Raw genomic sequence first — 20,707 nt, forward strand, 5'->3', positions numbered from 1 at the left:
CCTTCTCGGTGCTGAAAATCGACCTTTTTGAACACGCACTTACACGCTTTTTTCGCTGTCCAGGCCAAGCTTCACATACATTTCGCGAGAATAGCCCTGCAGCTTTTGCTCTAACGCTTGAGCCTGGTCCTTAAATGCGGTCAGCTCCCGAATCATTCGGGAACGGCCAGCCGGACTGAACGTCTCATGAATCCGTTCTTTGAAATAATCATGAACGATGTAGTTACGCTGCTTCCAGACTTCTTTTAATTGAAGTGTTTCTTCTTCGGAGAATGGAAAGTAATGCTGGATCTCGTGTACCAGTTGGCCCAGAGAGCTGCTTAATTTCCGATGATATAATTGGGTGAAATCTTCTTCTGAAGGCACATTCCCTTGGGAAAGCTTGATCAGCATCAACAGATTCGCGAGCTGCTGCTCAAGCGCCTGTGAATAATACACCGCTAATCCGAAATAGGCAAACAGCTCTTTGGAGTGGTCACTATCCATCAGTCGAGATTGTTTCATGGTATCCTCCTCTAGTATTGGCTGTCTTTACCGTTTCTATTTGTGTATATCCCTATGGTAAAGGAAGATTCCTCCTACTTCAACCTACTTTTCGGATTATGCTTGCCGCATCCTTACGACAGGCCGTCCATAGATAAACAGCCAGCAAAATAAAGCTGTAAATGAACGTGTACGCAATCGTCATGAATAACACGAACTGGGAACGCTCGTCAGCATGAATGAACATGTCAATCATAACAGAGACAGGCGGCAGAACATAAGGAATCAATCTCAAATAAGCAAGATCATCCTGAACGATAGATTGCCCGGCTAAGGAAATAACGATAACGATTAACAGCCATCCTGCCGCTCTTCCCTGATTCTCCATAAAGCCAAACTGAAAAAATACGGACAGAGAAATCCCGAGCAAGGACAATGCAACATGTCCTAGATAACCCAATGCAAACTGGGATAATGTAATCGGCTTATCAAACATTCCAAATACGATTGGATAAAGGACGGCAAATAAACTGAACAGGATAGATAGAAGCGTTACGGTTACATATTGGGCGGCATAATATCGTATGGCCTTCCCACTGTGAACGATCAGGAGCATCGTTTGACGCCCTTGATCATGATTGAGAAAGTTCAAACCAAGCCAAGCTGAGCCAACAAACAGAAATGCAGCCGTTACCGCATAACTGTCCATGATCGGGTTGGGCCGGTAGGAGTAGATAAACACCACCGATATCAACATGAAGGCAATCGGAGCGAAATATCGATAGGATCTCGTGTAACTAGCAAGCATGTAACGAATCAATGATCCCATTATGCTCCCTCACCTTCCATTGATTGACCGGGGCTTGGGTACACTTGCTCTGTCATCTCTCCGCTCCAGGGCTCCAGCCGTGTCAGCGATCCGCCTGACTGTAAAATATCCAGCAGCATTTCATCCACAACCTGCCGCGACACGACCATCGATGTTGGATTACCTCTCGATATCCAGTAATGAAACCCTGAACGGCGTTCCAGTTCCAGCATTTTGTCCTGAGAAACACGCGAGAATTCCAGCTTCATCCGTCCCATCTCCGAACCGGTTTCCAGCATTCCGTCCCGTTCGATCCGTCCCCGGCGGAGCTGCGTTACACGGTCGGCCAGCGAAGCAATAAGCAACGGCTCGTGAACGGACATCACAATCGCTGTTCCTTGTCTTTTGATTTCACTTAGAATGCCAATCATCTCCATTTGAGAAGCCTCGTCCAGTCCCGACAGAGGCTCATCCAGAACCAATAGATCGGGCTGACGAAGCAGGGCCTGCATGATGTTGACTTTTTGCAGCATCCCCTTGGAGCATAGGGTCATCTTCATGTCCTGCAGCTGAAACACGTTCAACATCGCATCTATTCGCTTTCCTGCTTCTTGCTTGTTCATACCCTGAATGGCGGCCATATGGCGCAAGTATTCAGAAGGACGAAATCGAAGCGCAGGAAATCGCTCCGGAACATATCCGACGCGAAGCGAGGATTCATATTCGACCCGGGATCCTTCCGATGGGTTAGCAAGCCCGGCTATTACATGCAGTAGGGTGCTCTTTCCAGCGCCGTTGCTTCCTGTAACAGCAACGCATTCGGCTCGGGAAATGCTCCAGGTAATGTTATGTAAGACGGCGAATTTGCCGAAACGCTTGTGTACTCCGTTCAATTCCAGCAGCTCTTGCAAACATTTCAACTCCTGTTCACTTAATCTGGTGTTATATGTATTGTAGAGCTATTTTACCTGAAAGCACAACACTTCAAGCTCCATGAACAAAGGTGCGGTTATCTCACATAACACGAAAATCCAGCGTTTATTCCGGCTACGAGGCTATTATCAAAAAGCATCGGAGGTCACGGGCAGGAAGATAAAATAAGCAAAGGCGGCCTAATGGCCGCCTTGTTAATCATTCTTTCTTAACGTTCACCTTGGTCATAACCCTTTTCTGATTGACCCAATCCATTTACGCTGTCATCATCGCGCCCGTTGAACCTGCCACTTCAAACGATTCAATCTCTCCTGATCCGGCGCCTGCGTTTAGCGCAGCGCCTATGGCCTCTTCGGCATGACCTTTGGCTCACATGAGTCACATTGCTTTAACCGCTAATTATTTTGCTTATTCTCCAGATCTTCGATATTCTTATCGCCTTCATTCTTGTAATCGTCATAAACCTGGTTTCCATTTTTAGTGACTTCGTCATATAAACGTCTCCCTGTATCACGAGCATAATTCCATGCGAAATTCTTACGATTAGTAACCTGCATCCAGATCTCACCGTGAGGGATATCATTTCCGTATTTAGTTTCTAGAACCCGAAGGGCTGCTAGCAGATTATCATATTCTTTGTTCGCTAGAATTTGCATATCCATTTCTGTAGTATTGATAGCTCCCTGCTTCCGTATGACTTGTGTATTTGCCTCTCCTTCTCCTTTTATTTGCCACGTCTTCCACTCGCCGAGTAATTTGATATACGCTTTATTGAGATAATTTTTTAGTGATTCGTCATTATTTACAGAAGTGAACTCTCCACCTCCAGATGAAGCAACTTGTCGAAGCAATTTCTGTCCTTCGTTATCCACATCAAAGCCAATAATATTTACAACGGTCTTCACTTTGGATTGGTTGAGTTCTTTGGCAATCTGTACTGGATTACCTCCACATGTTTCAATTCCATCACTAACCACATATACGACCGAATCGGTTGTCTCGGGATTAATATCTTGTTTTACAGATTCCAGAGCATTTGCAATGGGTGTCCATCCAGCTGGTTTTACGCCTTGTAGTGCCGTTTTCATTTGATTTGCCTGGTCACCTTGGCCATGAAATATTTCTTCTGTACTGTTACATGATACTTGTTTATCTTTCTGACTTCCTGTTCCTTTATGTCCATATACCCGCAAAGATACTTCTGCATTTTCAGGTAATTTATCTGCGAAGATCTGTATAGCTTCTTTGGCAGAGTCCATTTTTGATTTGCCATTGATCTGCGCTTTCATGCTGCCACTGGCATCAAGTAGGATCGAAATGTGTAATTTCCTACTTGCGGGTAATGTGATGTTTCCATTAGGTCGCTCAATATCCACTTTAACTTCTGTGTCATATTCTTTGAAAGTGGTTATATAAGAGCGATAATCTTCAGCCAATAGAAGGAGAAGTTCTTCAGTATATTGATCAACAGTCAAGTCATTCGGTAATTGATCCACAGCTTCCTTAACTTTCTGTTCATCATAATTGGAACCGGCAAAACGTCCTGGTGGTTTCATTAATGTTTCTTCATCGGTCAAGGAAGTCTGAGGTTCACTTTGATTAGAGTCCGGTGGACTCTGAATTTCTGAGCTGGGTTCATTTTGATCTGAACCTGATGGGGTCTGAATGTTTGAAGGGTTCTTTTCTGGTTCAATACTTTGCGTAGAATCCGATGAGTCAGGAATTTTAAAAGCATTCTTATCTGTTTCATTACTGCAACCTGCAAGGAATAAGATTAACATCATAAAAATGAAGATAGATCTTCGAAACATCAACTCACCTCTAATTAATAATCTTCTGATACATAAACAAATGATTATCCATCCATCCGGAGTTCATTTGGATTACCGCTGCTTGCGAGATCATGCCAATGAATAGGCTGGTAAGGGAAATTTGGAACCCCCCCTCTCGTATTCGTACTTCCCTCCTTAATCTAAGTGTTGTTATAAGGACCCGAATCTCCTGTGTCTTTCCAAAATCATACACTACAATCAAGTAATTAACACCCAATAATGGATAATCGAATAAATATTAGACTTTCTTCCCATAACCATTGAACCATAAAGCGGACCCACCAGCTCTTATCGTAAATAAAGTGGTGAACTTTATCATGATATTCAAGATTCTTGATCGTAATTTATAAAATCTTGATACTTCGTAATTAAATGCCGAATAGCCCTGTGCAACAACACTTGATATCGTTTAGCAGGTTAACCGTTTAAACAAGAACTTAATATCATTTTTGCAATCCTCAGCACCTGTATAGAGCGTCTGCAAAGCCTCGATTTTGGCAAAGATGAGTACACTTCGATAGCAAAAATTGATTGAAAAAGCAAAAACAGCTCGTTCATCTGACGATGAACGAGCTGTTTTTGCTCCCCTACTACACTGCGGATTTGCCTTACCAAAATCAATATCTGAGCATAGCCACGAACTTTCACGAATTCCAAAGTGACCGGTTTCCTGCGCCAACATCCGCTTGAACATGTCTTTAGTGGACTTTGATAACGTCGGGTACTGTAGAAGTTGATCCAGAGCCACTTAGGGCGGTGGCTTCACAGATTATTAAACCGTATTTATTATTTATGTAGGTGAGGGTATCCTTTTCCCCTCTAATCGCTTATTTCATCCAAGTATTTTTCAAACACAATCGTCCCTGCGCCAACGATGCCCGCATGTTCTCCCAACTCGGAGGGCTGCAGCACCATTTTATTATGGAAGCTGGACAGGCTTCTGTTAAAGGATGTTTCTTTAACATGATTGAAGAAATCCGGGTAACAATTAGCCAGTACTCCGCCAAGGATGATGGTCTCCGGTGTAAGCAGATTTATGATATTGGCCAGGGATATACCGACATAACGTGCCGATTCGTGCAGTATATTGGCAGCCAATTGATCTCCAGCCAGCCCAGCATTGATTACATCAACTACATCCAGACCATGATCATCGCCATTAAAATAAGAACTAAGAGAACTTGCAGCCCCACCTCCTAACTCCTCACCCACTCTGCGGACGATGGCAATCCCCGACGCAATCGCTTCAAGGCAGCCGTCATTACCGCAATTGCAGCGCGGACCGTCGATATCGATCGTACAGTGCCCAATCTCACCGGCTCCATAGGGATAACCTTGATATATTTTCTGGTTGAAAATCAGTCCGCTCCCGATCCCGATATCCGCATCCACGTACACCAGATTGTTGAAATGCCGGCCGTTTCCATACCATAACTCACCGAGTGCCATTACGTTAGCGTCCTTCTCAACATGGGTTGGAAGCTCCGTATTCTCCTCGATCAGTTCCTTTAATCGTACTTGATGCAGACCGGGTAGATTGGGCGGAGACAGAATTTTGCCTTGAACCGGATCAAGCGGTCCGGGAGCTCCTACGCCGATGCCGATAATTTCGGACTCCAGGCCTGACTTGTCCAGTACAGCTTGTATCGTGGATATAATAATATTCACTACGCTGCCGCGATTGGCGCTATCTTCAAAGGAGCAACGTTCCTCCAACAACATTTTCCCTTGCAAATTAATGACTGCCGCCCGTACGGAGGATGCGCTAATATGAACTCCGACTGTGTACATATCGGCGGGATTCAACGAGATGAGCTTGGGCTTCCTGCCACGGCTGGATTCATCATATAACCCGGCTTCAATGATTAATCGCTCCTTCATCAGCTCTTCCACCAGATTGTTAACGGCCGTAAACGTCAAGTTCATCTTGGCTGCGATTTCCGCTTTCGTTAAACTGCCGTAGTCACGTAGCAGCGCGATAATGCCGATACGATTCAGGTTCCGGACATGCCGATTGTTCTTACCAACTGAACTATTCATATTACAACCTCATTCTTTTACCTATAATTGAACTTGCCTTCTCACACATCTATCATAGGGGAAAATTCGGAGTTAGTAAAATTCCTCTAGGTGGTCTCGCAGAGAAAATGTCCTTGGAGTCTGGCCTGGAATCTTATGTACGCCGACCCCAAACCCGGCGAAGCCGGGCCAACAGAGAGGCTTGGAATCTGGCCAAAATTGCCGTTTTCCACGTTGAAGCGGATCAGTACACCGGACCTGAAGACACTTCACTCACAACCAAAAGCCTGATCTCCCGCTTCGGAAATCAGGCTTTGTTATATCGCACGATAGAGACTGGTTAACTTACATGTGATTTAGCATTTCGCGGCATGCTTCAGCACATTTCCGGCACGCCTCGGCACATTGTTTGCAGTGCTCGTGATCATGCTTCCCGCATTCTTCCGCACAAGCCAGGCATGCCTTGATGCATAGTTCGCAAATTTCCTTAACGTAAGGACTTTTCCGTGACATGGCTTGAGCCGCAAACGCGCATATATCGGCACACTCTCTGTCGAGCGTTATACAATCGCGAAGCATGGCCAGTTCATATTCTTTCAGACAGGATACATAGCATACATTGCAAGCGTTCATACATTGGAGACATGCTTCAATACATTCTTTATATTTGAGTTCATTTAACATTGGGTAGATCCTCCTTGTAGTTATTACGCTATGCCTTTGTATTAAACTTTGAACTGCCCTCTGAATCAAACATGGGCCAGAAAGCCCCCGTACAATTGCCCAAAAAATGATCAGGTAAGTCTGTGACTTATGCCCGACTTATCTTCCCTTCCAGCATTTCAAGCTGCTCTCGCAGCAGCGACTTCTGGAAGTGCTCCCCGATAAATACCACCACATCCGGTACTTGACCCTGGGGCGTAATTTTCATAAAGTCGGATTCCCGGAAGGCGTACTGAAACAGAAACCGACTGTTGGTATCATTGAAGGTGAGGATGCCTTTAGCCCGGTACACATCCCTTGGCAGCCCAGCTATGAATCGCTCGAATTCCACACTGTTTACCGCATGGCTGAAATAGTAGGTGTAGGACATCACATGATCATGAGAATCGTGAGCATGTCCATGGTCGTGGTTGTCGGCATGGTCATGGTTGTGCGCATGGTCATGTCTGTTGGCGTGCTCTTGCTTGTCTGTATGTACATGGACCTCCCTGTCCTCTCGATCATGTACATGCGAGTGCTCATTCTGTCCATGTGGACCACCCTGCAGTAGATCTTCAAGATTCAAGTCGCAGCGCACCGCAGGAATAATCGGAGCATACGGATTCCAGTGCTCAACCAGCTGCTGAATCGTCTCCTTGTCCTGATCGTTCACCAGGTCCATCTTATTGAGGACGAGCGCTGAGGCGGCGCGAATCTGCTCCTGCATCAAACGATACGTCTTCCCCTTCTGTTCTATGTTCAAATGCAGCAGATGCGCGGCATCCACGACGGTGATCAGTTTTTTTACATCGATTCTCATGTATAAAGAAGCTTCCGCCGCTGCGTCCAGAATTTCCATCGGATTCGCGATCCCCGTCGCTTCAATGACGATGACATCCGGCTGTTCCCGCAAGATCAGCATCGCGATTTCAGATGATAAATCGGATCGAATGGTACAACAGATACAGCCGCTTAGCATCTCAGCCGTCGGTACCTCTTCACCGGCGACAAGGCCTTCAATGTTGACCTCGCCGATCTCGTTCATGACAATGGCCGGCCGTAAGCCCTGCTGCTTGAAGTAGGTAATGAGACGGCTAAGCAATGTCGTTTTTCCACTGCCAAGAAAACCTGATAAAATATAAATGGGTGTTACGTGCTCCACGTTCCATACTCCTTTGCGTGCATCATGATTATGCTAGCGAGTGTACTACATTTCATCCGACTACTGCAAGCTCACCACCATTAACTACAACAGGAGATGTCATTTCTATGAATTCAACGCAAGAGCATAAACAGCAATCCCCCGCTTCCGTGAACTGTAAGGTGATTACCGTCTCGGACACGCGGACCAAGGACACGGATAAGAGCGGTAAACTGATGATCGGCTTGCTTGAAGAAGCCGGACATGTCGTTGTATCTTACAGCATTGTCCAGGACGACTACGAAACGATCCGTGAAACGATCTATTCCGCGGTCAGCAATCCGGAGATTGATGTCGTCCTATTAACCGGCGGAACAGGCATATCGAGCCGGGATACCACCTATGAAGCCGTATCTTCACTGCTTGATAAGGAACTCCCCGGATTCGGCGAGATCTTCCGCTTCCTAAGCTTTACCGAGGATATTGGGTCTGCAGCCATTTTGAGCCGCGCGATCGGCGGCACGTTAAGCCACACGGCCGTCTTCTCGATGCCAGGTTCGACCGGAGCCGTCAAGCTTGCGATGAACCGGATTCTGCTGCCTGAGCTGCGGCACATCAAATATGAGCTGGATAAACACAAATCATAATAACAGTGAATTTAACATGCTAAAGAGGGTGTCCCAAAAGATCTTAGATCTGGCGGGATGCCCCCTTTTTCTGTTAGGAGACGCTCCGTGTACGAATCGTTCCTCCCATCGCTGTTGCCCCCAAATTTCTTGGAACGGTTCTAAGCAAGGATGAAATTTGGGGACAAAGGCGACCGCTCTCGCTTGTCCGGAATCGTTTCGTCCTCTCCGCTAAGTTGTGCAGATCCCCCACTTCAATTAGACATACGAAAAGAAACTGGACTTGGAGGACGACATTCCACCTCATCATCTTGTTCGCATCATTCATGAAGCGGTTTACCGCTTTTACGGCCGCCTATCCCGGTGGCGGACGAGACAGCTACCATCCCAAGATGCTCATCAAAGTCATCATTTACTCCTACACACAGCGAATCTATTTCTCTCGTCAGATCGCCAAAGCCGTCCATAACAAAGTGACCTAGGTCGGATGGCTTTCGCTTGCCCATAATCTACTCAAGCAAGCGACAAAGACCGAAAAGCAAGAAATGGCGGTGCAAGGATAACATCCTGAGCACCGCCATTTCTTCATTTGACACATTTTTTATCTGACGAACCGCCAGTAAAGTGAGCAAATCTACTTATGGACAGCTCCTTCTCTCCATTCTAACTGCTGGCGCGTCGTTGATGTTTGGCGAGCAGGGAGGGCGCTATTTTTTTGACCTGGTCATAATAGTTATCCGTTTTGTCGCCCGTCGACGTATATACGATGGACGTTTCCTTGTCGCTCATGATCAGGTTATGCCCGCCGGCCGCATTGGCATCCCCTTCTGTAACGCCGTATATCTCCTTGATCCCTTTTTCCCTGGCCGCTTGATCCTGATAGACATACACGGTAATAAACTGGCTTGCATCATAATTGATCCGGTATTGATACGTGATGTTGCCTACGTTGTCCTCCGCATAGGTTTCATTGGTCAGCGGCATGCCCACCTGATTGAATGAGGCCTGGAGATCCTCAAGGAATTTTCCATTCATGCCCCGCCCCGATATCCGGGCCTCCCTGGAACCTTCCTCGTAAGCCCTCATGTTATATAGACGCATCTCGTCCTTGGCCACCTGCCTGGAGCAGCCAACCGATATGGCAAGAATGGAACAAAGCAATAAAGCGGTAACGATTCTGCGGTAATTCATGTTCACTCACCCTTCCTTAGGTGTCAGAGGTTGCCTTCCCTTAGAATGCCTGTGGATGAGGAACATTATGCGAAATCAAGCCAATTATTATAGAGCGATGACGCTTCTTCCAACCGCCCCGCCCTGCAGAATGGTGTTCAGCACTTCAGGCAGATCGTGTAGACCGTATTCTGTAATTCCTTCTTGAAGCACGGATGCCGGCTTCCATTCATCGGCCAGCTTCGACCATACCGATCGGCGGTAGGCCATAGGACAATACACCGAATCGATTCCGAGAAGATTGATCCCCCTAAGAATAAACGGAAACACCGTCGAATCAAAAGCACCGCCGCCCGTCATGCCGGAAACGGCGACGCTCCCGCCGTATTTCACGCCTTTCAGCAGTGAACCCAATTGGTTTCCACCGACCGGATCTACCACCGCTGCCCATCGCTCGGCAGAGATGGCCCCCTTGGAGGATGCCGCAGCCTCTTCCCTGGATATCACTTCATGGGCTCCCAGCTTTAAGAGCCAGTCCCTCTGACTTGATTTACCTGTGGATGCTGTTACGCTATAGCCTAATTGACTGAGGATGGAGACCGCGAAGCTGCCCACGCCCCCTGTTGCCCCCGTAACTAGAACGGCCCCCTGTTCCTGTCGCAGTCCATTCCGTATCAAGGCCTCTATCGATAATGCAGCCGTAAAACCTGCGGTTCCGATAGCCATCGCATCACGCGGGGACAAACCCTGCGGCAACGGGACGAGCCATTCTCCCTTAACCCGTGCGTACTGGCTGAACCCCCCTTCATGAGATACCCCTAATTCATAACCGGTACAGAGAACGCCATCGCCTTCCTTGTAATCAGCATGAGCGGAATGCACAACCGTCCCTGCCAGATCAATACCCGGAATGAACGGGTACCGGCGGACAATTTTCCCCTCCGGTATGCTGGCTAGACCGTCTTTATAGTTGACCCCGCTGTATAATACCCGCACAATAACGTCACCTTCGGGCAGCTGCTTCAAACTCATGTTCTCCACACTGCCGCGAACCCCTTGCTCATCTTGACGCAGCACGTAGGCCTGAAATTCGGTTTCGTTGTCCACATATATCACTCCTTGGGTTAGTTTAGGTGCTGTAAAGCAATCTGGATCTGCACTATGAATATGTCGAAGCTTTATACATGCTCTCGGAATATGGCGACTTATGCGCTTTCCCGAGAAATGATCCAGTATCGTCCTTTATAATCAGAATTATGTTATTATGGAAAAAGAATACTTTCATAAAAAAATTATCAGCAGGAGTTGAAATCCACGTTATGACTCATTTTGATCATGGATCTAAACGTAGATCCTACCGCTTCTCGTTCTTGCTCACTCTGGTGACGCTACTTCTGTTACCGGTCATCTATAAACCGATCAGCCAGGTTTTTGGATTCCTTGGGATACACACACAATCAGGGGGCATTGCCGGCTCGTTTCTCGTTTTCTTTCTAAGCTTGGGTCTCGTTCTAACGCTGTTTAGACTAGTCTTCTGGGTTTTCCCTTTAATTACCCGGCCTGGTCTCAAAGTGTACGTACTAATCGGCCTCCTCTTCATTTTGATAACAGGGATCTACGAATACACAAGCACACACCGCTCGATCGAAGCGGCGGTATTCAACGAGAAACATGCTTTTATTGAAGCACCTTTCAGCATTGATCATGCTGAAATCATACAATCCGAATTAACCTCTGAGAAGGCTTATTCTTTCGTGGTGACATCTAGACTGGGACTACAATTATCCACCTATACCAAAGGATGGTTCGGATGGAATATGTCCGCCGTATCTACATTATACCCTTCTGCCGAGAATCCCTCTTCTCCGTCCGTATTCTCGGAGACAAGCATGGATTCATCACTCGTATTTGGCCTGTATAGAAGCACAGAACCCATTCAGATTCATGTAAATGGTCAGCCGGCACATACCATACCCTACCAACAACTGAGGCCAGATGTCAGTGAAGATTTGTACATGTGGTATTACGAACGCCAGCCCGACATGCTAGAGAACAAGGACAAGGTTCATCTCACCGCGCGTGACGTCAACGGAAGTATAGTGGATCGACTTGAACTGTAGCCGAGTACAAAAAGACGCCCCTTCTCCTGCCAAGCGGCAAGATTGGGAAAGCGTCTTTTTCATTGCTGTATTTTATAACCTACTCTTCATGCTGTTCCATGAACTCGGCCATCATCCGCTGTTTCACTTCCCAGACCTCTTCACTCAGATTAACGCGGTATATTTCCGGATTCAGCTTCCGCAGATACTCCGGCCAGAACTGATCCAGCTGAGCATCATGATAGCTGCGAATTTCTTCAAGCTTCGGTAGCTCATACACCAGTTCGCCATTCATGAACACCGGTTCAAGCATGGACACCGCTTCAAAGTTCTTCACGTTTTTGCGCATATAAGGATGCAGCGGATTAAACAGCTTCAGCTTGCCGTTTTCCGGCGGCATCTCTTCTTCCGGGAAGCAGATGTAATCGGCTATCGCTTTGCCACTTCCCTTGGATATGATGCGGTATACTTCTTTTTTGCCTGGTGTGGATACTTTTTCGGGGTTGCCCGAGATTTTGAGAGTCGGCACCATCTTGCCGTCAACTTCCCGCTCCACGAGCTTATAGACGCCTCCAAGCGCAGGCTGGTCGGCTGCCGTGATCAATTGGGTACCAACTCCCCAAGTATCCACTTTAGCCCCCTGTGCCTTGAGATCCAGAATCGTTCCTTCATCCAGATCATTGGATGCCACGATGCCGACGTAATGAAGACCAGCCTCATCCAGCATCTTCCGTGCCTGAATCGACAGATAGGCCAAATCCCCGCTGTCCAGACGAATAGCATTCATCCGCTTCCCTTGAGCCTCCAGCTTCTTCGCTGTTACAATGGCATGGGGAATCCCGCTCTTTAACGTATCAAAGGTATCCACCAGCAGCGTCACTTGATCCGGCATCACCTCGGCAAAAATATCAAAGGCCTCCTGCTCACTCCGGAAGGTCTGCACCCAGGAATGCGCGTGCGTACCTTTCGTCGGGATTCCGAACTTCTCGCCAGCCAGCATATTCGATGTGGCATGGAAACCGGCCAGATACGCAGCACGCGCGCCCCAAACCGCCGCATCCGCTTCCTGTGCACGTCTTGTGCCAAACTCCAGCAAGGTATCGCCGCTGGCAACCTGACGGATACGGGACGCTTTGGTGGCGATCAAGGTTTGAAAGTTCATGAAGTTCAAGAGTGCCGTTTCAACCAGCTGTGTTTCAAAAATGGTGCCTTCAACTCGAATGAGCGGTTCATTCGGGAATACCAGCGCCCCCTCTTTCATGGAATGAATATTCCCTTGAAAACGGAACCGGCGAAGCTCCTCCAGAAATTCAGGTTTATACTTCTCTTCCTGTTTTGCCAAATATGCGATATCATCCTCCGTGAAACGCAAGGATTCAATATAATGTATAATCCGTTCAAGACCGGCAAAAACCGCGTATCCGTTACCGAATGGCAGCTTGCGGAAATACGCCTCAAACACCGCACGCGTACGATGAGAGCCATTAATCCAGTGAGCGTACATCATGTTGATCTGGTATTTGTCCGTATGTAGTGCTAATCCTGCTGTCAGCATCACGATCATCCTCCACTGTTACCCGGTTCATCTAGGCTTCCGGGTGGTTCAAGCTGTCTATTGATTAAGAAGTTCCTTGCTTCGCACGACCGATGCCCCGAGACTACCTTGAAAGTGACTTAAAGCCCACTTGTGTCCCTCCGGATTAAAGCTCGCGACGGCATCTTCATAAACCGTAATCCGGTATCCGTAATTATAAGCATCCACTGCAGTATGCAGCACGCAGATGTCGGTGCACACTCCGACGAGATCGACTTCGGTAATCCCGCGTTCCCGCAGCTTCTGGTTCAGATCCGTACCGCAAAATGCGCTGTACCTCGTTTTGTCCATCCAATAAATAGCGTCCTTGCGTTCCTCATATACCTGCTGAAGTTCACCGTATAATTCCCGCCCCCGGGTTCCCCGAATGTTATGGGGAGGAAACAGCTTGGTTTCGGGATGATAAGCATCATTGTGCTCATGCAGGTCCACGGCCATTACAACAAAATCACCACGATCGCTGTATGACTTGGTTAGCTCCGCGATTGTGTTCTGAATGTCGATGGCGGGTTCGCCTACGGGCAGATTACCATCCACGAAATCATTCGTGAAATCTATCACGATCAAGGCTTTCATCTGACACACTCCTCTTCAACATGATTAATGTGATCGATAAAATAACAGCGGGTGAATCCATTCCATTCCTACGTATAAATCGATAGCAGTGGTGCATGATCCGTAAAACGATACAATTGGGCCGGCCGTTGGGAATATTGATTGGAATTTAGCGGCTTGCCGTTCTCATCCCGGGCTTCTTCCAGTATCCCCTGCCTGCTGCGGGTCGATGTGATTTTGCGGATAAAATTGGGCTCGTTGAACTCGGGCACGACGGTCTGAATGACCTGATACAACTCACTCAGTGTAAAATGCTCCGGTAAAAACTGCCGCGCAATCGTCGTTTGCAGCATTTGCTGCTGAATCTTGCGGTACGCATCCATAATGATATCCCTGTGGTCAAAAGCAAGCTCCAGCTCCTCCAGAGCTTCCGCTACAGTAAACAGACCCACCTCTTCCGCATCATCGGCAGCCTGGCGGTGCTCCAGCATCCATTCTTCTACCAGCGCATAGAATGCATGGCTGATGATCCAACCCCTTGGATCCCGTCCCGGTGCGCTGTACACGCCCAAGTACTCCAAGTGACCGCCGTCCACCCCGGTCTCTTCTTTCAGTTCCCGTTTGGCGGCATCGTAAATAGACTCACTCTCACGGCAAAATCCGCCGGGGAGTGCCCACATCCCCGCACATGGCCATGATCTACGCCTGATCAGCATCACCTTAAGCTCACGTATGGGCAATGTCTTGGTGAAGGTTTTCCGTTCCCGCTTCGTCAAGGTAAACATCACGATATCGGCGGGTACACCATCCGGTGTTCTGTATTTCTTGGCACTGCTCTCTGGCGCCTGTTCGCGATCCGTCATTTCCATCACCATAACTATTATTTTGATAATTTCATTATGACATATTTAAAGATGATGTCAAGGATTTCCTGACCTCATCCTCTTTATAAGTGTACTATGCCCTATTCATTCTCATTCTGTGCATAGTGTAACAAGAATAGAAAAGGTGCGGAACCATTCCGCACCTCGTTTCATCTATCCGCAGCTGCTTGGCGGCGTATCTTTTCCTGTTTCCACATTCACTTTTTCCGAAACGGTATCATGAATCACGGATACGACCAGCTGAAGAAGATAATTAATATCGCTTTGACTTTGCTGGAATTCCATCACGAGCGGAATACCGTCAATCTCCTCTTGCAGTTCCTCGATCTCCCGTTCGATTTTGGCAACCATATCCTTGTTCTGGAACGTTTCAAAGGCTACGATTTCTTTTTGCTTTTTCTTAATGGTTTTGATCAGGTTTTGAACCCGTTCGTGGTTCTGGATCTTCTCTTCGGCCTGCTTAAACATCTGAACTTCTTCACTGGTGGATATTAATTCAGCCAGCTCGCCCGCTTTTGCTAAAATATCGTCACGTATAATCAATTCACGAGTGTTGTAAGTTGACATACCGTATGTGTTCGTACGAACATGATCATGTGCCAAGGTTCATCGCTCCAATTCTTCATCATCTATATGGGAATATGCAGCACCAGCCGGATTCTGCTCGCGGCCCAATGCTGCATTTGAATGCTGTGCTTCTCTATTATACCGCATCCGAGGCAGGAATCGTGTCCGGGATCATATCCCCTTTGATATACCAGGTCTTCGTATCCGTAATTCGGACATTCACGAAGCTGCCTATGAGATCCGCTGAGCCTTCGAAATGAACCAGCTTATTCGTGCGTGTGCGTCCCGACAGCATGGAATCATTGTTCTTGCTGACACCTTCTACAAGGACCTCCACCGTAGCGCCAAGCAGCCTGTCATTGCTCTGGCGGCTGTACTCACTAATGGCTGCATTCAGACGTTGAAGCCGCTCGCTCTTGACCTCCATCGGTACATTATCCTCCATCACTGCAGCCGGTGTTCCTTGGCGAGGAGAATAGATGAACGTATAAGCAGCATCATAACCTACTTCTCGCACAAGAGACAGCGTCTCCTCAAACTGCTCATCGGTCTCACCGGGGAACCCGACAATAATGTCGGTGGTAAACGCTACATTGGGAATTGCCTTCTTAATTTTATGGGCCAGTTCCAAATACGTCTCGCGTGTATATTTGCGGCTCATTTTTTTGAGCACTTCGGAGCTGCCCGACTGTACCGGCAGATGAATATGCTCGACCAGGTTGCCACCCTTCGCCAGCACTTCGATCAGATGATCGTCGAAATCCCTTGGATGGGATGTCGTGAAGCGAATACGTGGGATATCGATCTTGTGAATATCATCCATCAGATCGCCGAAACGGTACTCGATATCTTCAAAATCCTTGCCGTAGGCGTTCACGTTCTGACCGAGCAGCGTAATTTCCTTATACCCTTGCCGGGCCAATTCACGAACCTCAGCAATGACATCCTCCGGACGCCGGCTGCGTTCCTTGCCGCGGGTGTATGGAACGATGCAATATGTACAGAATTTATCACAGCCGTACATAATGTTGACCCAGCCGCGGAGCCCTTCTCTCTTCTTCGGAAGATTCTCAACAATGTCCCCCTCCTTGGACCACACTTCAACCACCATTTCCTTGCTGAAGAGCGCTTCCTGAATAAGGTGAGGCAGACGATGTACGTTGTGCGTACCAAAGATCAAGTCCACGAAGCCATGCTTTTGGAGAATTCGATTAACAACCGATTCTTCCTGCGACATACAGCCGCAAACCCCAAGCAGCATATCCGGCTTTTCGATCTTCAAATGCTTCAGGTGGCCGAGTTCGCCAAACACTTTGTCCTCCGCATTTTCACGAATGGCACATGTATTGAGCAAAATGATGTCCGCCTGCTTCCGATCCTCGGTTGCCTGGTAGCCCATCTGCTCCAGCAATCCCTTAATCGTCTCGGAATCATGCTCATTCATCTGACATCCGAACGTATACACAATATAATGCTTGCCAGCTCCGATGCTTCGGAACTCTTCCGGCAGCTCGGTATCATACAATACTTCGACACTCTGCTTGCCGCGCTGTTTTTCCTGTCTATGATTAGGCTCCGAAAGGATGTTGATTTCCCGGCCATTGATGCGAATTCTCTTCCCGTGTTCATCTTCCGAGAGAACTTTGGCTCCTGAAAAATCAAAATACTTGGAGTAGTCCTTACTTTCTTTGGACATGCTTGGTCACTCCTTAGATCCGCAAAATCTTTGGTTTACATGACAAAATATCTTAAATAGTACGTGTTCAAAAAGTCAGGTTTTCAGCACCGAGAAGGTTGGATGAAGCTAGGGACTGAGGAGCGGAGCGTAGGCAAAACCTACGTGAGCACCGGAAGGCCCGGCTGAATTCAATATTCGATGTCGATTAAGCTTCATGTGCTGCTTCGTGATCAAAAGATGACTTTTTGAACTACCTCTAATAGGCACTATTTTAAATTATATCATGATCTTAAAACCTAAGCTACCACCCTGGCGTTATTGAGGCTAAACCTTAACAGATGAACTTTCTCCTTCAAATTGGCTTCCCGAAACATTAAACCCTTGGGAAATTTCAAAAAAGAGCCTGAAATCGAAGTGAATCGACTCAGGCTCTTCCAGCTGTGATCGCTTAACAGCAGCACATGCGTGACACATACAGTATGTTCATAAAGGTTTACTGAAGCTATGGATTAATCAATAATTTCAGCAGTGTCTCCGGTTTTGGCGCCAGCAGCGTTAGCTTCATCGGTATCGATGTGCATGTCGAGCGCAAAATTATCGGATACACGGGCAATGACGTTCTCCAGTACAAGACCGCGTTCGCCGCCTAAGCGTACCTTCAGCAGATCCTTGTCTTTAATCCCCCATTGATCCGCATCGGACGTATGGAAGTGAATGTGACGAGCAGCTACGATAACACCTTCGTCCACCGTTACTTCGCCTGCCGGGCCTTTAATCGTGATACCCGGGGTACCGGTAATGTTTCCGGATTCGCGTACGGGTGCTTTCACACCGATGGCGAAGGAATCCGTGCGGGAAATTTCCAGCTGGGTAGCAGGACGTGCAGGTCCCAAAATTCTTACTTTATCGAATTGTCCCTTCGTTCCAATGACCGCTACCGTTTCGTTGGCTGCGAATTGTCCTGGTTGGGACAATGGTTTGAACTCTGTAAGCTGATATCCAGGGCCGAACAAAGCCTCAATATGCTCTTGGGTTAAATGAATATGGCGGGCGGATACACCCACAGGTACAGTTTTACTCATCTGTCTCACTCCTTGTTTTTCTCTATATGCTGTACATGCCATCACCTATTATACTCTCTATTACCCAAAAATAAAAAGGCAACCCGGGTGATTCAGGCCGCCTTCTTCCGTTTCTCGAGCAATCTGCAACAGGATTGTCAAAGTTATCCTCGAATCATAGTCGTTATGCGAAAGTTTACTACGCTCGGGCTGACATTGAAGGTAAATTCTGCTCAAGAAAATGGAGGGTATACTCCGACATCCAGCCCTTGACCATCGATTCAGGATAATGTTTAAGCAGCAGCTCCTGAAAATCCGGATACCGGCCCGGATGCTCAAGTCCGGCAACCCATTGATCAATCCCGTCGAAATCCGAACCAAACATGATGTGCTTCTCTCCGCCCAGCTCACAAATCTTCTCGATATGCGGCAATACGTCCTCCGGCTTGACACGCTCCACTCCGCTGCGGATAAACCAGGGCACAAACGTGATTCCGATCATCCCGTTTAGCGCGATTAATGCCCGTATCTGTTCATCATTCAAATTCCGGGGATGCTGGCAGACGGAGTACGCATTGGAATGCGAGGCAATGATGGGCCCTTTGGTCAACTCCGCGAGCTCCCAGAAGCCAGCTTGGGACAGATGGGACACATCCAGAATGATACCTGTCGAATTGCATAGCTCCACCAGTTGACGCCCCCGTTCTGTGAATCCCCCATTTCGCTGCTCCAATGCTCCATCTGCAGCCCAGTTCGCATAATTCCAGGTAATCCCCATAAAACGAACGCCCATCTCAAACAAGAGCTGGACGTAATACAGATTCCCCTCCAGCCCGTCAACGCCTTCCAGCGACAGAACGCCGTACCGTCCATTCTTCCGTTGTACGATCTCTTGGACTTGCTCCCGCCAGAGCAGGGGCTTCAGATGACCCGGTTTAACAATGCGGCTGCGGTAAGTATCGATTTGTGCCAGCACCCGTTCAAAGGAGGGTCTCCCCCATTTCTCCGATAAAAAAACAGCGAACACCTGAAGAGCCAGATCACCCTCCTCCATGCGCTGCAGCGTTACATCCAAATGCGGGTCATCCACAAAGGAAGCTTGGGAATCTTCCCACATTTTGCTCAAAACATCACAGTGAAAATCAACCGTCCGCATCGCGCCGTTCATCTCCCTTCTAAACTTGTCACAGCAAAAAGCCTGTTTACACCAAGGAGAGTAAACAGGCTAATACCTCAACATTCGAAATTTATCTAGGTTCTACGATCAATTTAATTGCCGTCCGGTCTTCGCCATCAATCACAATATCCGTAAAAGCAGGGATACAAATCAAATCCACCCCGCTCGGTGCTACAAATCCCCGGGCAATCGCTACCGCTTTAATGGCCTGGTTCAGTGCTCCCGCCCCAATCGCTTGCAGTTCCGCCCCGCCGCGCTCCCTAAGAACTCCAGCGAGCGCCCCTGCAACTGAATTAGGATTGGATTTTGCTGAAACTTTTAATACTTCCATGGTAAGTACCTCCCCTGGGAATGTTGAGTGATGGTTTGCTTCCGCTTACTAGATGTTATTCGTGAGAGGGGAAAAAATTCCTGCTTTTTACCATCCGTTCCTAATTTAATTAAACGGATTCCGCCTTTTTTAATCCATCCGCCATTCGTCTTCGTACATGCGGATTTTTTGTATCTTCCGTGCTCTTCCCGTTTCCTCATCCATATCCACGCACACGGCATGGAACTGCCATTTGCCTTCGTCGACCTGGAAACGAGCAGGAAGCTGGGTCTTGAACTTATACATTACCGCATCACGCTGCATGCCGAGGATGCCTTCCTTGGAGCCCACCATGCCGGTATCCGTAATGTAAGCCGTTCCTCCCGGCAGTATGGTATCGTCATTGCTTTGCACGTGCGTGTGCGTTCCGACCACCATCGAGGCGCGGCCTTCCAGATGCCATCCCATAGCAATCTTCTCCGAGGTCGCCTCTGCATGGAAGTCCACCAGAATGCACTTCGTCTTCTGGAGAAGTTCATCCACAATGTCATCGGCTGCACGAAACGGGCAATCGATCGCTGGCAGGAATGTTCGTCCCTGTAGATTCACAATCGCTAGCTGTTTGCCGTTCGCTTTGATGATCGTGTATCCGCGGCCCGGTGTGCCGGGCGGAAAGTTTGCCGGACGAATCATGCGAGGCTCATCATCGATAAACTCAAAAATATCCTTGTTATCCCACGTGTGGTTTCCCAAGGTGATGCCATGAATGCCCCAATTAAAAAATTCATTGGCTATGGCCGAGGTAATGCCGCGTCCTGAAGCTGCATTCTCCCCATTGGCAATAATGATGTGCGGATTATATTTGGACTTCAGCTCCGGAAGGGAAGCCTTCAAAGCTTTACGACCTGTACTGCCGACAATGTCTCCGATGAATAATACGTTGATGTCAATCACTCCTTCAGGGATGCTTGTCCTGATTCCCGGCAAGACCGTTCCCGATTCATAAATGTCCGAACTGTATTTTCGGAAATTTCAAAGATAAAAAGTGGCCGGATTGCGGCCACTTTT

General features: G+C 47.8%; 21 protein-coding genes and 1 pseudogene. 4 read left to right on the forward strand and 18 right to left on the reverse strand.

The features are described 5' to 3' along the window. Window positions 1-39: 39 nt before the first annotated feature. From CRG97_RS20635 to CRG97_RS20655, 5 genes are all read right to left on the reverse strand, one after another. Window positions 40-504: a hypothetical protein gene (locus CRG97_RS20635; RefSeq protein ID WP_076324908.1), complete on the reverse strand. Its 465-nt coding sequence runs from the start codon at window positions 502-504 to the stop codon at window positions 40-42. 79 nt (window positions 505-583) lie between these two features. Then, on the reverse strand, window positions 584-1,312 hold the full coding sequence (locus tag CRG97_RS20640) for a hypothetical protein (RefSeq protein ID WP_237566521.1): 729 nt from the start codon (window positions 1,310-1,312) through the stop codon (window positions 584-586). After that, window positions 1,312-2,202 (reverse strand): ABC transporter ATP-binding protein, encoded by an 891-nt coding sequence (locus CRG97_RS20645; protein WP_098746901.1) that lies wholly within the window; start codon window positions 2,200-2,202, stop codon window positions 1,312-1,314. Before CRG97_RS20645 ends, CRG97_RS20640 begins: the two co-directional genes overlap by 1 nt. A 417-nt stretch (window positions 2,203-2,619) precedes the next feature. Further along, complete coding sequence (locus CRG97_RS20650) at window positions 2,620-4,035, reverse strand: VWA domain-containing protein (RefSeq protein WP_098746903.1); 1,416 nt, start codon at window positions 4,033-4,035, stop codon at window positions 2,620-2,622. 840 nt (window positions 4,036-4,875) lie between these two features. Next, complete coding sequence (locus CRG97_RS20655) at window positions 4,876-6,096, reverse strand: ROK family protein (RefSeq protein WP_098746905.1); 1,221 nt, start codon at window positions 6,094-6,096, stop codon at window positions 4,876-4,878. 107 nt (window positions 6,097-6,203) lie between these two features. On the opposite strand from CRG97_RS20655, the gene CRG97_RS20660 reads away from it, so the two are divergent. Further along, complete coding sequence (locus CRG97_RS20660) at window positions 6,204-6,419, forward strand: hypothetical protein (protein WP_098746907.1); 216 nt, start codon at window positions 6,204-6,206, stop codon at window positions 6,417-6,419. A gap of 1 nt (window position 6,420) precedes the next feature. Here CRG97_RS20660 and CRG97_RS20665 read toward each other — a convergent pair whose 3' ends face one another. Further along, entirely contained in the window at window positions 6,421-6,759 is a 339-nt protein-coding gene (locus CRG97_RS20665; protein ID WP_098746910.1) for a four-helix bundle copper-binding protein, read from the reverse strand. Window positions 6,760-6,886: 127 nt separating this feature from the next. Continuing rightward, window positions 6,887-7,939, reverse strand: coding sequence for a CobW family GTP-binding protein (locus CRG97_RS20670; RefSeq protein WP_098746912.1), 1,053 nt, complete (start codon window positions 7,937-7,939; stop codon window positions 6,887-6,889). A 107-nt stretch (window positions 7,940-8,046) separates the two neighbouring features. Here CRG97_RS20670 and CRG97_RS20675 point away from each other — a divergent pair, with 107 nt between their 5' ends. After that, complete coding sequence (locus tag CRG97_RS20675) at window positions 8,047-8,565, forward strand: MogA/MoaB family molybdenum cofactor biosynthesis protein (RefSeq protein WP_098746915.1); 519 nt, start codon at window positions 8,047-8,049, stop codon at window positions 8,563-8,565. Window positions 8,566-8,821: 256 nt separating this feature from the next. Then, window positions 8,822-9,020, forward strand: a pseudogene (locus tag CRG97_RS34285) (transposase); the annotation flags it as partial. A 187-nt stretch (window positions 9,021-9,207) separates the two neighbouring features. Here the strand turns inward: CRG97_RS34285 and CRG97_RS20685 are convergent. Both CRG97_RS20685 and CRG97_RS20690 read right to left on the reverse strand, forming a co-directional pair. After that, window positions 9,208-9,735, reverse strand: a complete 528-nt coding sequence (locus tag CRG97_RS20685) for a hypothetical protein (RefSeq protein ID WP_098746917.1) — start codon at window positions 9,733-9,735, stop codon at window positions 9,208-9,210. Window positions 9,736-9,822: 87 nt separating this feature from the next. Beyond that, a complete protein-coding gene (locus CRG97_RS20690; RefSeq protein ID WP_098746920.1) occupies window positions 9,823-10,821 on the reverse strand; it encodes an NADPH:quinone oxidoreductase family protein in 999 nt (332 codons plus the stop codon). Window positions 10,822-11,033: 212 nt separating this feature from the next. On the opposite strand from CRG97_RS20690, the gene CRG97_RS20695 reads away from it, so the two are divergent. Continuing rightward, window positions 11,034-11,834, forward strand: coding sequence for a PepSY domain-containing protein (locus CRG97_RS20695; RefSeq protein WP_098746923.1), 801 nt, complete (start codon window positions 11,034-11,036; stop codon window positions 11,832-11,834). 79 nt (window positions 11,835-11,913) lie between these two features. On the opposite strand, the gene CRG97_RS20700 is transcribed toward CRG97_RS20695, so the two are convergent. The 9 genes from CRG97_RS20700 to CRG97_RS20740 form a co-directional block, all read right to left on the reverse strand. Continuing rightward, on the reverse strand, window positions 11,914-13,368 hold the full coding sequence (locus CRG97_RS20700; RefSeq protein ID WP_098746926.1) for a nicotinate phosphoribosyltransferase: 1,455 nt from the start codon (window positions 13,366-13,368) through the stop codon (window positions 11,914-11,916). A 57-nt stretch (window positions 13,369-13,425) separates the two neighbouring features. After that, window positions 13,426-13,983, reverse strand: coding sequence for a cysteine hydrolase family protein (locus CRG97_RS20705; RefSeq protein ID WP_098746929.1), 558 nt, complete (start codon window positions 13,981-13,983; stop codon window positions 13,426-13,428). A gap of 68 nt (window positions 13,984-14,051) precedes the next feature. Further along, window positions 14,052-14,837, reverse strand: a complete 786-nt coding sequence (locus CRG97_RS20710) for an NUDIX hydrolase (protein WP_098746931.1) — start codon at window positions 14,835-14,837, stop codon at window positions 14,052-14,054. 162 nt (window positions 14,838-14,999) lie between these two features. After that, a complete protein-coding gene (locus tag CRG97_RS20715; protein ID WP_071220156.1) occupies window positions 15,000-15,449 on the reverse strand; it encodes a YlbF/YmcA family competence regulator in 450 nt (149 codons plus the stop codon). A gap of 100 nt (window positions 15,450-15,549) precedes the next feature. Beyond that, window positions 15,550-17,109 carry a tRNA (N6-isopentenyl adenosine(37)-C2)-methylthiotransferase MiaB gene (miaB, locus tag CRG97_RS20720; protein WP_098746933.1) on the reverse strand — a complete coding sequence of 520 codons (1,560 nt, stop codon included), beginning with the start codon at window positions 17,107-17,109 and terminating at the stop codon, window positions 15,550-15,552. Between the two features lie 491 nt (window positions 17,110-17,600). Beyond that, window positions 17,601-18,173, reverse strand: coding sequence for a phosphate propanoyltransferase (gene pduL, locus CRG97_RS20725; RefSeq protein WP_098746936.1), 573 nt, complete (start codon window positions 18,171-18,173; stop codon window positions 17,601-17,603). A 178-nt stretch (window positions 18,174-18,351) separates the two neighbouring features. Further along, window positions 18,352-19,308: a dipeptidase gene (locus tag CRG97_RS20730; RefSeq protein WP_098746938.1), complete on the reverse strand. Its 957-nt coding sequence runs from the start codon at window positions 19,306-19,308 to the stop codon at window positions 18,352-18,354. Window positions 19,309-19,399: 91 nt separating this feature from the next. Continuing rightward, window positions 19,400-19,660, reverse strand: a complete 261-nt coding sequence (locus tag CRG97_RS20735; RefSeq protein WP_006211249.1) for a stage V sporulation protein S — start codon at window positions 19,658-19,660, stop codon at window positions 19,400-19,402. 129 nt (window positions 19,661-19,789) lie between these two features. Next, window positions 19,790-20,584: a TIGR00282 family metallophosphoesterase gene (locus tag CRG97_RS20740; RefSeq protein WP_179090707.1), complete on the reverse strand. Its 795-nt coding sequence runs from the start codon at window positions 20,582-20,584 to the stop codon at window positions 19,790-19,792. Window positions 20,585-20,707 lie beyond the last annotated feature (123 nt).

The organism is Paenibacillus sp. EZ-K15, assembly GCF_002573715.1.
Lineage (GTDB): Bacteria > Bacillota > Bacilli > Paenibacillales > Paenibacillaceae > Paenibacillus_AQ.

Excerpts from the sequence above, each read along its gene's own strand:
- CRG97_RS20655 (WP_098746905.1), bottom strand. The coding sequence starts at position 6,096 with ATGAATAGTTCAGTTGGTAAGAACAATCGGCATGTCCGGAACCTGAAT.
- miaB (WP_098746933.1), bottom strand. The coding sequence starts at position 17,109 with ATGTCCAAAGAAAGTAAGGACTACTCCAAGTATTTTGATTTTTCAGGA.
- CRG97_RS20705 (WP_098746929.1), bottom strand. The coding sequence starts at position 13,983 with ATGAAAGCCTTGATCGTGATAGATTTCACGAATGATTTCGTGGATGGT.
- CRG97_RS20650 (WP_098746903.1), bottom strand. The coding sequence starts at position 4,035 with ATGTTTCGAAGATCTATCTTCATTTTTATGATGTTAATCTTATTCCTT.
- CRG97_RS20660 (WP_098746907.1), top strand. The coding sequence starts at position 6,204 with ATGTCCTTGGAGTCTGGCCTGGAATCTTATGTACGCCGACCCCAAACC.
- CRG97_RS20730 (WP_098746938.1), bottom strand. The coding sequence starts at position 19,308 with ATGCGGACGGTTGATTTTCACTGTGATGTTTTGAGCAAAATGTGGGAA.
- CRG97_RS20685 (WP_098746917.1), bottom strand. The coding sequence starts at position 9,735 with ATGAATTACCGCAGAATCGTTACCGCTTTATTGCTTTGTTCCATTCTT.
- pduL (WP_098746936.1), bottom strand. The coding sequence starts at position 18,173 with ATGAGTAAAACTGTACCTGTGGGTGTATCCGCCCGCCATATTCATTTA.
- CRG97_RS20640 (WP_237566521.1), bottom strand. The coding sequence starts at position 1,312 with ATGGGATCATTGATTCGTTACATGCTTGCTAGTTACACGAGATCCTAT.
- CRG97_RS20735 (WP_006211249.1), bottom strand. The coding sequence starts at position 19,660 with ATGGAAGTATTAAAAGTTTCAGCAAAATCCAATCCTAATTCAGTTGCA.
- CRG97_RS20700 (WP_098746926.1), bottom strand. The coding sequence starts at position 13,368 with ATGCTGACAGCAGGATTAGCACTACATACGGACAAATACCAGATCAAC.
- CRG97_RS20675 (WP_098746915.1), top strand. The coding sequence starts at position 8,047 with ATGAATTCAACGCAAGAGCATAAACAGCAATCCCCCGCTTCCGTGAAC.
- CRG97_RS20635 (WP_076324908.1), bottom strand. The coding sequence starts at position 504 with ATGAAACAATCTCGACTGATGGATAGTGACCACTCCAAAGAGCTGTTT.
- CRG97_RS20710 (WP_098746931.1), bottom strand. The coding sequence starts at position 14,837 with ATGGTGATGGAAATGACGGATCGCGAACAGGCGCCAGAGAGCAGTGCC.
- CRG97_RS20695 (WP_098746923.1), top strand. The coding sequence starts at position 11,034 with ATGACTCATTTTGATCATGGATCTAAACGTAGATCCTACCGCTTCTCG.
- CRG97_RS20665 (WP_098746910.1), bottom strand. The coding sequence starts at position 6,759 with ATGTTAAATGAACTCAAATATAAAGAATGTATTGAAGCATGTCTCCAA.